The sequence below is a fragment of the Agromyces luteolus genome, assembly GCF_009729855.1.
Classification (GTDB): domain Bacteria; phylum Actinomycetota; class Actinomycetes; order Actinomycetales; family Microbacteriaceae; genus Agromyces; species Agromyces luteolus.
Genome location: NZ_WODA01000002.1, coordinates 314,269 through 327,554, shown reverse-complemented (window position 1 = coordinate 327,554; position 13,286 = coordinate 314,269). Strand labels below are relative to the sequence as shown.

Here is a 13,286-nt window from a genome sequence, read left to right as displayed (position 1 = left end):
GGCGGGTCGCTCAGCGCCCGCCGAACTCCTCCTCGTCGTCCTCGGGGTCGGCGACGTCCTCCATGACGACCTCGACCTCGTCCTCGCCGAGGCCCTCGGCCTCGAGCTCCTCCTCGAACTCGATCTCGGCCTCCTGGCCACGGCTGAACGGGCCCTCGAGCGGGTCGACGAAGCTGGTCATGGCATCCTCCTCCGGCGGGCCGTCCCGGCGGTCGGGCGGCCGCGTGCCCTCAGGCTAGACCCGCGGGCGCGGGCGGCGGAACGGGGTCGCAGGAAGCTCACACCTCATCGGCGGGGGAGTGCGAGGATCCGCTCGAACGCGGCATCCGCCACTCGGTCGACGACCTGGAGCCCGGGGTTCGCGTCGTGGAAGTCGACGATGCGGCGCGCGCCCTCGTCGAACGTGATGGTGGTGCGGAACTCCGGCACGAGCGCCTTCACCTTCGCGTTGTCGAAGACCATCGAGTGCGCCTTGTCGCCGAGCAGTCCGGGTCCCCAGTCGGGGTGGACGGCGGCGATGGTCTCGGATGCCACGTGCACGAGCTCGGCGTCGGGCACGCCGGCCGCGTCGGCGAGCCGGCGGTAGATCTGGTTCCAGGTCGGGGCGTGGTCGCCCGTGATGTGGAAGGCGTCGCCGACGGCCATGGGGTTGCCGAGCAGGCCGACGAACGCGACGGCGAAGTCGTCGTGGTGGGTGATCGTCCAGAGGCTCGTGCCGTCGCCGTGCACGACCACGGGGCGTCCGGCGCGCATGCGCGCAAGGTCCGTCCAGTGCCCGAGCGTCGGGATGAGGGTGGCGTCGTAGGTGTGCGACGGGCGGACGATCGTCGCGGGGAACGCGCGGTCGCGCACGGCGTCGACGAGCAGCTGCTCGCACGCGATCTTGTCGCGCGAGTACTGCCACTCGGGATTGACGAGCGGCGTGGACTCGGTGACCGGCAGTCGGCTCGGCGGCGTCTGGTACGCCGACGCCGAGCTGATGAAGACGTACTGCCCGATCCGCCCCTCGAAGAGGTCGAGGTCGGCCTGCACGTGCTCGGGCGTGAAGGCGAGGAACTCGCAGACGACGTCGAACTCCAGTGGGTCGCCGGTGCCGCGGCCGAGCGCGGCGCGCATCGTGTCGGGGCGACGGATGTCTCCGACGACCTGCCGCACGTCGGCGGGCAGCGGGCGCAGGCCCGACGAGCCCCCGCGGTTCAGCACGGTCACGTCGTGCCCGACCTCGACCGCGCGTCTCACGCAGGCCGAGCTGATGACGCCGCTGCCGCCGATGAACAGGATCCGCTTCGCGCTGGTGCCCATCGCTCCATGCTGTCACGGGGCCGCCGTCGGTGGTCGAGTCGTTCCGGTGGTCGAGGAGCGCCGCAGGCGCGCATCGAGACCGCGTGCGAGGTCTCGGTACGGGCGCTTCGCGTGCTACTCGACCACCGAAGGGGTCAGGCGGCCGACCAGCCGCCGTCCGACGCCAGCACGACGCCGTTGATGTTCACGCCGTCGTCCGAGAGCAGGAAGGTGATCGACGCGGCGAGGGCCTCGGCCTCCGCGGCATCCGGCAGCACCGCCATGGCCTGGCGGACGCGCTGCGCACCGAGCGGCGAGGCGAAGGTCGCCTCGATGTTGGTGATGGTCGGGCCGGGGGCGACGGCGTTCACGCGCAGGCCGCTCGGGCCGTACATGAACGCGGTCGACTTGGTGAGGCCGACCACGGCGTGCTTCGAGGCCGTGTAGGCGACGCCGGCGGCGGAGCCGCGGAGCGCGGCCTCGGAGGCGGTGTTCACGATCGAGCCGTAGCCCTGCGCGAGCATGCCGGGCACGACCGCGCGCATGAGCTTCATGGTGCCGTCGACGTTCACGCGCATGACCCGCTCCCACACGGCGTCGGTGAGCTCGCCGATCGGTGTCATGTCGTCCATGATCCCGGCGATGTTGGCGAGGCCGTCGATGCGGCCGCCCGCTGCCGCGATGATCTCGGCGATCTTCGCGTCGTCGGTGATGTCGGCGACGAGCGTCACGACCTCGGCGCCGTCGTGCTCGGCGCTGAAGTCGTCGAGGCGCTCCTGCGAGACGTCGACCGCGACGACCTTGCCGCCCTCGCGGACGATGCGCGAGGCGGTGGCCCGTCCGATGCCCGAGCCGGCGCCCGTGACGATGACGGTCTTGCCGGTGAAGCGGCCCTGGTCGATGCGCTCGACCCACTCGGGGCGCTCGACGGCGTCGACCTCGTCGGCGGCCGGCGCCTCGGGGGCGGCGGCCTCGGGGGCGGATGCCGCGGCGGCACCGGCGGGGACGTCGCCCGCCGCGGCACGCGCGACGAGCTGGTCGACCATCTCCTGCGAGAACGAGCCCTTGCTGAGCTTGATGAGGCGCTTGAGCGCGAGGCGGTGGACCGGGCGGAGGACGTCGGGGTCCTGTCCGGCCTGCGAGAGGAGGTCGCGGATGATGGGCCCGCCGACGGGGTCCTCGAGCCAGGTCTTGATCGAGGAGTCGCCGGTGAGGGGCTTGCTGGGGCTCATGAGGGGTTCCTTCTGTTTCTCTCGGTCCGTGTCCTCGGAGGACACCGGACAACTCTGTCCGGTAGTAACCTAGCACCCATGTCCGAGCGTCGACAGGGAGAAGGTCCCAAACCGCGCAAGCCGAACCTCGGCCCGAGCGCGGGGCCGGCGAACCGGCGCGCCCTCCTCGCGGCGGCGCGCGAGATCTTCGCCGCCGACGGCCTCTCGGCGCCCTTCAGCGCGATCGCCAAGCGGGCCGGCGTCGGGCAGGGGAGCCTCTACCGGCACTTCCCCGACCGGCTCTCGCTCGCGGTCGCCGTCTACGAGGAGAACCTCGACGAGCTCGAGGCCGCCGTCGCCCCGCCCGACGCCGGACTCGACGCCCTGCTCCAGGGCGTGATCGCGCAGGCGATCGTCTCCACGGCGCTGATCGACCTCATCACCGCGCACCCGCACGACCCCCGCGTCGAGCGCCTCGGCGCACGCGTGCGGGACATCGCCGTGGCCGCGGTCGAGCACGAACGGGCCGCCGGCCGGTTCGGCGCGCACGTCGACGTCGAGGACGTGCTGCTCGCGATCTCGATGCTCGCCGGCCTCGTGGCGCGGACCGAGCCGGCCGAGCGCGCCGCGACCGCCGATCGGGCCTGGGAGCTGCTGCATTCGGCCTTCGCGCCGCGGGCCGGCTGATCGGCCGTCGGCTCGGGGCTCAGTCGACCCCGTCGCCGTCGACGCTGCCACCGCTGCCGCCGCCATCGCCGGACCCGCCCGGCCACCGCCCGGCCCACGGGTCGTAGTCCGCGAGCAGCGGACCCTGCTCGGGTCGCCCGGCCTCGGGCACGTGCTGCAGGTTCACCCGCACCCGATACCAGAGCGAGCTCGACCCGCGCATGCCGTCGACGAGCACGTCGGCCGGCGTCAGGTGCGGCACCACCTCCGGGTTCGCCGCCTTCCACCGGTCGAGCGCGTCGAGCGCCTCGGGCTTCGTCTCGGTGCGGGCGACCTCGATGAGCGGCATCGTCGAGACGCGGCGGCCGGATCCGTCGCCGCGGGATGCGCCCCGCGGCGCCTTCTCGGCCGGGCCGAGCTCCTCCGCCAACCGCAGCAGGCCGTCGAGTGAGCCGACCGCGTCGTCGATCCCCGCGTGCGGGTCGCCGCGCTCGCCGAAGCGCTCGAGCACCGTCGCGACGGTGAACTCCGCGGGCCGCCGTGAGCGGACCTCGTCCCAGTCGAGCGGCGTCGACACCCGGGCGTCCGGCAGCGGGCGCACCGAGTAGGCGGATGCCACGGTGCGATCCTTCGCGTTCTGGTTGAAGTCGACGAAGACGCTCTCCCCGCGCTCCTCCTTCCACCACCGCGCCGACGCGAGGCCCGGCGCGCGCCGCTCGACCTCGCGCGCCAGGGACTCGGCCGCGAGCCGCACCGCCCGGAAGTCCCACCGCGGTTCGATGCGCACGAGCAGGTGGATGCCGCGCGAGCCCGACGTCTTCGGCCAGCCGACGAGTCCGTGGTCCTCGAGCACGTCTCGCGCGACCATCGCGACGTCCACGATCTGCGACCAGTCGACGCCGGGCATGGGGTCGAGGTCGACGCGCAGCTCGTCGGGGTGGTCGAGGTCCTCGGCGCGCACGGGATGCGGGTTGAGGTCGAGGCATCCGAGGTTCACGACCCACGCGAGGCCGGCGGCGTCCCGCACCACCGCCTCCTCGGCCGAGGTGCCGCGCGCGTACTGCAGCGTGGCCGTGTCGATGAAGTCGGGGTGGTTCTCGGGCACGCGCTTCTGGAAGAACGGCTCGGCGCCGATGCCCTTCACGAACCGCTTGAGGACCATCGGGCGTCCGCCGGCGCCGCGCAGCGCGCCGTCCGCGACGGCGAGGTAGTACTCGACGAGGTCGAGCTTCGTCAGGCCCGGCTCGGGGAACACGACCCGGCCCGGGTGGGACACTCGTACCTCGTGGCCACCGACCTCGAGGACCACGGCATCGTCGCTGCGTGCAGCCATGACACCACGCTAGGGGGTCACGGCCGCCGGCGCGTCCTCGATCCCGCCGGGGTTCGCGGCCGGGTCGTCGTCGCGCACGGGGGCGCGACGCAGCTGGAGGAGGATCGCCGCGGCGAGGCAGGAGGCCCCGACGAGCGCGAGCAGCGAGCCGACCGACGAGACGTCGCCGCCGACGGTCGCGAACGCGTCCGCGAGGTTCAGCCCGAGCGCGAACCCCGCCCACCAGAGGAAGAACGTCGTCGCGTGGATGAGGAGCAGTCCGACCGTCACCACGTCGTGGGTGGACACGATCCCTCGTCGGGCGCCCTGGATCGCCACGATCGACCCGGCGACCGTGGCGAGCGTGGCGCCGAACGCCCACACGAACGGTCCGCCGTCGACCACCCCGTACCGCTCGACGAGGATCCCGTAGATCTGCGCGAGCGAGAGTTCCGGCACGGCCGCCATCGGGTTCCACACGAGGAGGTGCAGTGCGCCGAGCGCGACCACCGCGAGCTCGGCAGCGGCGAGGACCGCCACCGCCACCGCGACGGACTCGGGACGACCCGGATCGCCGCGCCGCTCGGACAGGCCGAGCGCGATGAGCGCATACCCGCCGACGGCGGCCGCGAGGGCGAGCAGGATCAGGAATGGCGAGTCGCCGACGCCCGTGAACTGGACCGCGATCGGCGCGGCGACCGCCGCGACCACGGCCGCCCAGCCGCGCCAGGCCCGCGGCTCGCCCGCGGTGAGGAGGAGCAGGAGCCCGAGCGGGAGCGCGCCCCACACGGCGACGACCTCGACGACGTCGGACAGCGTGCCCACGACCGAGCGCTGGACGGCGGAGGCGAACCCGGGGACGGCGAGGTCGACCGACACGCTCGTCGCCGCGAGCACGACCGCGACCGCGAGGAACGAGGCGCCGGCGCGGGCCCGGCGCCCGGCGAACACTCCGTTCCGCGGCATCCGGGTCATGACGACCTCATCTCGTGTCCGGCAGCAGGTGCCCCTGGTCCCCACCATGGCACGGATCACGAGGCGGCGGAAGCGCCGCCGATGCGGCTCAGGTCGGGCGCTCGGCGCCGGCTTCGGACGCGTGCTCGCGGTGCACCGTGGCGTGCGCCCACGGGTGCAGGATGTCGAGCTGCACGAGCGTCGCCGCGAGCTCGAGGAGCCCGAGGCCGAAGTAGACCGACTGCAGGGGGCTGAACGGGATGAACACCATCTGGACGAAGACCCAGACGAGCATGCCGAAGCCGGCCACGGCCGACGCGACCATGGCCCACCGCATGCGCCGCGCGAGCATCGCGAACGCGAGCAGGTGCGTGCCCCCGACCACGATCGCGAGCGCCAGGCCCGGGATCACGAACGAGGTGAACGGCGAGCCCTCGAGGACGTCGCGCGGGATGGCGAGCGCGGTCCCGCTGAGGTCGATCACCCCGCCGAGCACGAGCGCTGCGCCGCCGAGCACGCTCGTGATCCCGACGAAGACCTGCACGGTGAGCAGCACCCGGCGCGCGATGCCCTGCATGGTCATCGTCGACACCCCCTTCGACGCGGGCCGGGTCGGCACCAGCATGTTCCGCGCCCGCTCGTGCGCGGTGGGCCGAAGGTCACGCGGATGCCGCGGCGCCCGCGCCGTGGTCAGTGACCGGATGCCGCGGGCGGGGCCGTCCTCGCCCGCGCACCGTCCGCGCCGTCGCCCGGGTCGGCCGCGTGCCCGAGCGCCTGCTCGAGGTCGCGGGCGAGGTCGTCGACGTGCTCGAGGCCGACCGAGAGGCGGACGAGGCCGTCGGGGATGGTGTCCGCCTCGGCGGGCCAGCGGCGGCGGCGCTCGAGCTGCGACTCCACGCCGCCGAGGCTCGTCGAGTGCACCCACACGCGGGTGGAGGCCGCGACGCGCTCCGCGGCATCCGCCCCGCCCGCGACGACGATCGAGATGATCGTGCCGAAGCCCGGATAGCGGACCTCGTCGAGCGCCGGGTGGTTCGCGAAGCGGGCGGCGAGCTCGCGCGCGTTCGCCTGCGCGCGCTCCAGTCGAACGGGCAGGGTGCGCAGCCCGCGGAGTGCGAGGAACGCGTCGAGCGGGCCCGGGATGGCGCCGCCGAGGCTGCGGCGCGTCGCGATGCGGTCGCGCAGGTCGGCGTCGCGCGCGATCACCGCGCCCATGACGACGTCGCTGTGGCCCGAGATCGACTTCGTCGCCGAGTGCACGACGAGGTCGGCGCCGGACTCGAGGGGCAGCTGCAGCAGGGGGGTCGCGAAGGTGTTGTCGACCGCGTAGAGCGCGCCCGCGGCGCGTGCGGCGCGGCCGATCGCGGCGAGGTCGGCCACCTCGAGCGCGGGGTTGGTGGGCGACTCGACCCAGACGAGGTCGGCGCCCTGCGCGGCATCCGCCACCGCGTCGGCATCGCGGACGTCGACGTACCGGACCGAGACGCCGCGGGTCGCGACGAGGTCGTCGAGCAGGCCGATCGTGCCCGTGTACGAGTGCCGCGGCGCGACCACGACGCCGCCCGTCGGGACGAGCGCGAGGACCGCCGAGATCGCGCCCATGCCCGACGCGAACGCCACGCACGCTCCTCCCTCGAGGGCGCCGAGCGCCTCCTCGAACGCGGTCCACGACGGATTGCCGTACCGTCCGTAGGCGGTCGGGCCGCCCTCGTGGAACGTCGATGCGAGGTGCACGGGCGTGCTCATCGGGCCGTCGGGCTCGCGCGGCGGCCGGCCGGCGTGCACCGCGACGGTCTCCGGGTGCATGGCGGGTGCGTCGTCGTGGTCGTGCATTCGTGCTCCTCGTGTGCGGCGGTCCCCCGATCCTCGCAGAGGCGGGGCCGCTGAGCGCGCTGGTCGGCCCGCCGAGCGCGTGTACTTCCGCCGAACGTGAATGCGAACGCAATTGCGCTCGGCGGAAGTACACGCGCTCGCGGATCAGCGCTCGCGGATCAGCGCTCGCGGGTCGGCGGTGGCGACCGGGCGTCAGTCCCGTTCGATGACGGGGTGCACGACGGCGTCGGTGACATCCACCTCGACGGCGACGATCGAGGGCACCTCCGACTCGAGCGCGTCGCGCAGTTCCGAGACCGGCGGGATCCGCCCCCCGGGCGCCTGGACCGAGATGCGCGCGACGAGGCTCTTCCAGGTGATGCCGTCGATCTCGCCCTCCCCGTCGGCGATCCACGCGGACGCGGCGGTCTGGATCCGGGCCGTCCACGTGGCCTGGGCCACGATGACGAGCGTGTTCAGGCCGAGCGGGATCACGGTCAGCACGGTGAGCACCGAGATGATCGAGTACGCGCGCCGACGCCGCCCGGGCTGCGCGAGCGCGTCCCGCGAGTAGCCCGCGAGCGTGAACACGATCGCCCCGGCGATGATGAGCGAGACCACGTTCGAGAAGAACAGCAGGAACGCGCCGATGGCTCCGTCGAAGTCCCCCTGGCCGAGCGTGACGCCGACGACGGCGAGCGGCGGGACCAGCGAGATCGCGATCGCGACGCCGGGCAGCACCGCGCTGAGGTCCTTGCGGCTCATCGCGAAGGCGCCCGCGACGCCGGTGGCGAGCGCGGCGACGAGGTCCATCAGCTGCGGGGAGGTCCGCCCGGCGATCTGGGCGTTGGCGCTGAGGTTCGCGCCCGACGGCAGCACGATCGAGAACGCGGCGCCGATGAGGATGACGGCGCCCACGGCGCCCGCGACCCAGACGACGGATGCCACGACGAGCCGCGCGCGACCGGTGACGATGCCCGCGGCGATGCCGAGGATCGGCGTGCCGAGCGGCGCGATGATCATGGCCCCGATCACGGTGGCCGTCGAGTCGAGCAGCACGCCGGCCGCCGCGATGATGCCCGACAGCACGAGCATGATCACGAAGCCGCTGCGCTTGCCCACCCGATCGCCCGACCCGAGGTCGAGCTGGTCGAGCAGGTCGGTCAGCGGGTTGCGCTGCAGGCTCGGAAGCAGCAGCGCGGTGAACTTCGCCACATCCGGATGATCCCATCGGGGGCGTGCGGCGACAACCGCCCGCGCCGCGACTCCGGCAGCCGTTCGAACGGCGACGGTGGCGGGGCGCACACTGGAGGGGTGAGTCCCGACCTCGCGCTCGACTGGCGCGCCCCGCACGAGACCGACGTCGCGCAGACGCTCGGCGTGCTGCGACGCGGTCCCGGCGACCCGACGTTCACGCGCACGCCCGACGGTGCGGTCTGGCGGGCGACGCTGACCGACGCGGGGCCGGCGACGCTGCGCATCGTGCAGCGCGACGTCGACCTGGTCCGCGTCGAGGCGTGGGGGGCGGGTGCGGCGGCCGCGATCGCCCTCGCCCCGTCGATGCTCGGCGAGCGCGACGACACGACGGGCTTCCGCACCGGGGTCGAGGAGCTCGACGCCGCGCACCGGCGCAACCCCGGCCTGCGCGTGCCGCGCACCGCGCGCGTGCTGGAGTCGCTCGTGCCGGCCATCCTCGAGCAGAAGGTGATCACCCTGCAGGCGCACGCGTCGTGGCGCCGCCTGGTCCTGGCGTTCGGCACGGTCGCACCCGGTCCGGTGCCCCGGCCGATGCGGGTCGCGCCCTCGGCCGACGGATGGCGCGCCGTCCCGGTCTGGGAGTGGCACCGGGCGGGGGTCGACCCGAAGCGCGCGGCCGCGATCCAGCGCGTCGCCGCTCGCGCCGCCCGCGTCGAGGAGGCGGCCGACCTCTCGCACGCCGATGCCGCCGCCCGGCTGACGCTGTTCCCGGGCGTCGGCGCGTGGACCGCCGCCGAGGTCGCGCAGCGCGCGCTCGGCGACCCCGACGCCGTGTCGGTCGGCGACTACCACCTGGCGAACTACGTCGGCCACGCGCTGTTCGGCCGCGACCTCACCGACGACGGGATGCTCGAGGCGCTCGCGCCCTGGGCCGGCCAGCGCTACCGGGTGATCCGGCTGATGATGGCGGCGGGGCTGCACGGGCGTCCGCGGCGAGGCCCCCGGATGTCGTTCGTCGACCACCGCGGGCGCTGAGGCCCGGCCGAGTGACCTTCGGCCCGGAGGCCGCGACGGTGCTCGGCGAGGCTGGGGGCACGCAGTCGGCAGAGCCACGAAGAGGTGATCGGACGTGTTCACGCAGGTCGTCGTCGGGTGGGACGCCTCCCCGAACTCCGAGGCAGCGCTGAGGTGGGCCGCGGCGCGCGGCGACGCGGCGCCGCTGCTGATCGTGCACACGGTGCCCGGCGCCGACACGTCGAGCGAGTACCTGCGTGCGACCGGCGACCTCCCGGAGGCCCGAGTCGAGCTCATCGACCGCGCGGAACGGCTTCGGACCGAGCACCCGGGGCGCACCGTGGACACGCTCACCGTCCACGGCCGTCCCGACAAGGAGCTGGCCGCCTACCTCGACGGCGGCGCGCTCGTCGTCGTCGGCGCGTCGCAGAGCGGCCACGAGACCGCCTGGACGCTCGGCGCCCGCCTGGCCGGCCGGCGCGGTCGCGGCGCGGTCGCCGTGATCCCGCCCGACTGGGAGGCGGCGGAGCGCCGCGGCGTGGTCGTCGGCGTCGACGGGTCCGCTCGCGCGAAGGAGGCCGTCCGCTTCGGGATCGAGGAATCGGTGCGACTCGGCGAGCCGCTCGAACTCGTGCACGCGTGGCTCGTCCCGACGAGCTGGAACTCGGCCTACATCGAGTACCTCAGCGACGTCTCGCTCATGGAGGACATGCGTCGCGACGTGCTCGACGACGCGATGGCGTTCGCCCGCGAGCACTCGGCCGATCCGAGCGGACGGCTCGAGCGCGGCGCGGCGGCGGCGATCCTGGCCGAGGCCACCGAGTCCGCGAGCGTCGTGATCGTCGCGAGCCACACGGCCGGGGGCATGGCACGGTTCCTCCTCGGTTCGGTGAGCCACGACCTCCTGCTCCGCGCGACCGGGCCCGTCATCGTGGTCAGCGACGTCGGGTAGGCCATGGGCGCGCGGACCATCCGGTTCCTCGGCGCGGCGGACACCGTCACCGGGTCGCGTCACCTCGTCGAGTCCGACGGTGCGCGCGTGCTCGTGGACTGCGGGCTCTTCCAGGGCTACAAGGTGCTCCGTGCGCGCAATCGGCAGCCCTTCCCCGTCGAGCCGGCGTCGATCGACGCCGTCGTGCTCACGCACGCGCACCTCGATCACTCGGGCTACCTTCCGGCGCTCGTGCGCGACGGCTTCGCCGGCCGCATCCTCGCCAGTCCGGGCACGATCGAGCTCGCCGAGATCATGCTGGCCGACAGCGCGTACCTCATGGAGGAGGAGGCCCGCCACGCGGCATCCCGCCACTGGTCGCGGCACGCCGACCCCCGCCCGCTCTACACGTCGGAGGACGTGCGCCGGACGATGCCGCGGTTCGAGCCGCTCGACTTCCACGAGACGCGGGGCCTCGCCGCCGGGATCGACGTGCGCCTCGTGCACGCGGGCCACATCCTCGGCGCGGCGCAGGTGCGGCTCGACGTCGACGGAGCGACCGTGCACGTCACCGGCGACCTCGGCCGCGCCGACGACCCCCTGATGCGGCCCCCCGAGCCGCTCGAGTCGAGCGACGTGCTCGTCGTCGAGTCGACGTACGGCGATCGGACGCACTCGGCCGACGACCCCGAGGACCAGCTCGGCGACGTCATCCGGCGAGTGACGCGGCGGGGCGGGGTGGTGCTCATCCCGGCGTTCGCGGTCGGCCGCACGGAGACCGTGCTGCTGCATCTCTCGCGCCTCGCGGACCGCGGCGAGCTGCCCGACGTCCCGATCTACCTGAACAGCCCGATGGCGGTCGACGCCGTCGAGATCTACGAGCGCCACCCCGAGGAGCATCGGCTCGGCGATGACGAGCTGCGGCGCATGTACGGGCTCGCGAGGCGGGTCACGTCCGTCGACGACTCGAAGCTGCTCAACCTGCGGGGCGGCCCGCTCGTGATCCTCTCGGCGAGCGGGATGCTCACCGGCGGGCGGATCCTGCACCACCTCGAGGCGTACGGCTCGGATCCGCACAACGCGATCGTGCTGACCGGCTTCCAGGCCGGCGGCACGCGCGGGGCGGCGTTGCAGGCGGGCGAACGTTCGCTCCGGCTGTTCGGACGGGACCTCCCGATCCGCGCCGAGGTCGTGATGGTCGAGTCGATGTCGGCGCATGCCGATGCCGAGCAGGTCCTCGCCTGGATGCGCGGCACGCCGGAGCCGCCGGGCATGACGTGGGTCGTGCACGGCGAGGCGCACGCGGCCGACACGCTTCGCGCGCGGATCCGGCGCGAGCTCGGCTGGGCGGCACGCGTGCCGGACCACCACCAGGCCGCGGAGATCGTGCCGAGGTCGGCCCGCGCGGCGCCGCTCGACCCCGTCGCGGCCATCGACGCGTCGATCTGACGGAGGCGGCCTCGCGATACGCTCCGACCACCGGACGACTCAGGAAAGGAAGCCCCATGGACGAACAGGACGACCTGCGGCCCCCCACGCAGCACCTCAGCGAGGAGGAGTGCTGGAGGCGCATCGAGGCGGCGCCGTTCGGGCGCATCGCGGTGTTCGCGGCGGGCGAGGTCGACATCTTCCCGGTGAACCACGTGGTCGACCCCGGCGGCGTGGACGGACCCGCGATCGTCTTCCGCACGGCGGCGGGGACCAAGCTGCTCGAACTCACGATCCACTCGCACGTCGCCTTCGAGGTGGACGGCTACACCGACGAGGACGCCTTCAGCGTCGTCGTCAAGGGCGAGGCGCGCCAGCTCGAGCGGCAGAGCGAGATCGAGCACGCCGAGACCCTCGGCGTGCACCCCTGGGCGCCGGAGTCGAAGGACCGGTGGGTCCGGATCCAGCCGACAGACGTGCGCGGGCGCGAGTTCCGCCGCTGAGGCACGGCCGCTCGGCGGCCGACCGGATCAGCCGACGAGCGCGTCGAGCGTCGGGTGCAGGTGGCGCGTGACCAGCACGGATGCCGCGTGCTGCGCGCCGACCTCGAGTGCCGCGTCGACGCCGGCCCCATCGAGCATCGCGTGGAGGACGCCCGACATGAAGGCGTCGCCGGCCCCGTTCGCGTCCAGCACCTCGACGGGCACCGCGTCGGCGCGGTGCCCGGTCACCGCGCCGTCCGACGAGGAGAGCGCCACGGCGCCCTCGGCGCCCAGCGTGCACACCGCGAGCCGCGAGCCGCCGTCGACCGCGCGCCGCAGGAAGGGCATCGGGTCGCCCCCGAGCCGGTCGGCGTTGAGGAACACCGCGTCGGCCGCGTCGAGGAACGGCCGGTGGAACTCGCTCTCGCCGTCGTAGTCGTGCAGGTCGGTCCAGATCGGTCGCCCCGAGGCGCGCGCGTCGGGGATGAGCCGGCGCGACCGCTCCGAGAGGTCGAGCACGATCGCCGCGGCGTCCTCCATGGCGGCGGTCAGCCGATCGTCCTCGGGCGAGTCCCGGTCGTCGGGCGTCGACAGGTAGATCGAGACGCGCTCGCCGAGCGGCGTCATCAGGTTGAGGTGGCGTTCGGTGCGCACTCCGTCGACGACGTCGAGCCCGAGCCCGTCGACGCGCTCGAGGATGCCGCGCAGGCGTTCGCCGTCCGGGTCCGACCCGATGAGCGTGAACAGGGTCACCGGGCGCCCGAGCGCGGCCAGCCCCAGCGCCTTGCCGGCGGACGTCCCGCCGACCGTCTCGTGGTCGCCGAGCGCGAACTGCATGTGCGGCACGGGCTCCGGCAGGTGCTCGACCTGCACGATCCGGTTCCACGACGCCGGTCCGGAGACCACGACCCTGCCGCTCACGCACTGCTCCCGTCCGGCCGCGCGGGACGCGGCATCCGCCCCCCATCCTGCCGTGGACCACGGCAGGCCTGCGAACG

Annotated in this window: 14 protein-coding genes; 5 read left to right on the top strand and 9 right to left on the bottom strand. The window is 73.9% G+C overall.

Annotated features, from left to right (window positions below; translation table 11 throughout):
* Positions 1–10: 10 nt before the first annotated feature.
* The 3 genes from GLX25_RS01715 to GLX25_RS01705 form a co-directional block, all read right to left on the bottom strand.
* Entirely contained in the window at positions 11–181 is a 171-nt protein-coding gene (locus GLX25_RS01715; RefSeq protein WP_155840453.1) for a hypothetical protein, read from the bottom strand.
* A gap of 104 nt (positions 182–285) precedes the next feature.
* A complete protein-coding gene (locus GLX25_RS01710) occupies positions 286–1,302 on the bottom strand; it encodes an SDR family oxidoreductase (protein WP_155840452.1) in 1,017 nt (338 codons plus the stop codon).
* A 134-nt stretch (positions 1,303–1,436) separates the two neighbouring features.
* Complete coding sequence (locus GLX25_RS01705) at positions 1,437–2,513, bottom strand: SDR family NAD(P)-dependent oxidoreductase (RefSeq protein ID WP_155840451.1); 1,077 nt, start codon at positions 2,511–2,513, stop codon at positions 1,437–1,439.
* A 78-nt stretch (positions 2,514–2,591) separates the two neighbouring features.
* Between GLX25_RS01705 and GLX25_RS01700 the strand changes: the two genes are divergently transcribed.
* Positions 2,592–3,179 carry a TetR/AcrR family transcriptional regulator gene (locus tag GLX25_RS01700; RefSeq protein WP_155840450.1) on the top strand — a complete coding sequence of 196 codons (588 nt, stop codon included), beginning with the start codon at positions 2,592–2,594 and terminating at the stop codon, positions 3,177–3,179.
* 19 nt (positions 3,180–3,198) lie between these two features.
* On the opposite strand, the gene GLX25_RS01695 is transcribed toward GLX25_RS01700, so the two are convergent.
* The 5 genes from GLX25_RS01695 to GLX25_RS01675 form a co-directional block, all read right to left on the bottom strand.
* Complete coding sequence (locus tag GLX25_RS01695; protein WP_155840449.1) at positions 3,199–4,491, bottom strand: DNA polymerase domain-containing protein; 1,293 nt, start codon at positions 4,489–4,491, stop codon at positions 3,199–3,201.
* Between the two features lie 9 nt (positions 4,492–4,500).
* Positions 4,501–5,445 carry a hypothetical protein gene (locus GLX25_RS01690; RefSeq protein WP_155840448.1) on the bottom strand — a complete coding sequence of 315 codons (945 nt, stop codon included), beginning with the start codon at positions 5,443–5,445 and terminating at the stop codon, positions 4,501–4,503.
* Positions 5,446–5,533: 88 nt separating this feature from the next.
* On the bottom strand, positions 5,534–6,049 hold the full coding sequence (locus GLX25_RS01685) for a hypothetical protein (RefSeq protein WP_205719798.1): 516 nt from the start codon (positions 6,047–6,049) through the stop codon (positions 5,534–5,536).
* Positions 6,050–6,114: 65 nt separating this feature from the next.
* On the bottom strand, positions 6,115–7,257 hold the full coding sequence (locus GLX25_RS01680) for a trans-sulfuration enzyme family protein (protein WP_155840447.1): 1,143 nt from the start codon (positions 7,255–7,257) through the stop codon (positions 6,115–6,117).
* A 192-nt stretch (positions 7,258–7,449) separates the two neighbouring features.
* Entirely contained in the window at positions 7,450–8,451 is a 1,002-nt protein-coding gene (locus GLX25_RS01675) for a TIGR00341 family protein (protein ID WP_166548331.1), read from the bottom strand.
* 99 nt (positions 8,452–8,550) lie between these two features.
* Here GLX25_RS01675 and GLX25_RS01670 point away from each other — a divergent pair, with 99 nt between their 5' ends.
* The 4 genes from GLX25_RS01670 to GLX25_RS01655 all read left to right on the top strand — a co-directional run bounded on the left by GLX25_RS01670 (position 8,551) and on the right by GLX25_RS01655 (position 12,309).
* Entirely contained in the window at positions 8,551–9,468 is a 918-nt protein-coding gene (locus tag GLX25_RS01670) for a DNA-3-methyladenine glycosylase family protein (RefSeq protein ID WP_166548330.1), read from the top strand.
* A 94-nt stretch (positions 9,469–9,562) separates the two neighbouring features.
* Positions 9,563–10,399, top strand: a complete 837-nt coding sequence (locus tag GLX25_RS19260; protein ID WP_155840446.1) for a universal stress protein — start codon at positions 9,563–9,565, stop codon at positions 10,397–10,399.
* Between the two features lie 3 nt (positions 10,400–10,402).
* On the top strand, positions 10,403–11,827 hold the full coding sequence (locus tag GLX25_RS01660; protein WP_155840445.1) for an MBL fold metallo-hydrolase RNA specificity domain-containing protein: 1,425 nt from the start codon (positions 10,403–10,405) through the stop codon (positions 11,825–11,827).
* Between the two features lie 56 nt (positions 11,828–11,883).
* Positions 11,884–12,309, top strand: a complete 426-nt coding sequence (locus GLX25_RS01655) for a pyridoxamine 5'-phosphate oxidase family protein (RefSeq protein ID WP_155840444.1) — start codon at positions 11,884–11,886, stop codon at positions 12,307–12,309.
* Between the two features lie 27 nt (positions 12,310–12,336).
* Here GLX25_RS01655 and GLX25_RS01650 read toward each other — a convergent pair whose 3' ends face one another.
* Positions 12,337–13,209, bottom strand: a complete 873-nt coding sequence (locus GLX25_RS01650; protein WP_166548329.1) for a carbohydrate kinase family protein — start codon at positions 13,207–13,209, stop codon at positions 12,337–12,339.
* Between the last annotated feature and the right edge of the window lie 77 nt (positions 13,210–13,286).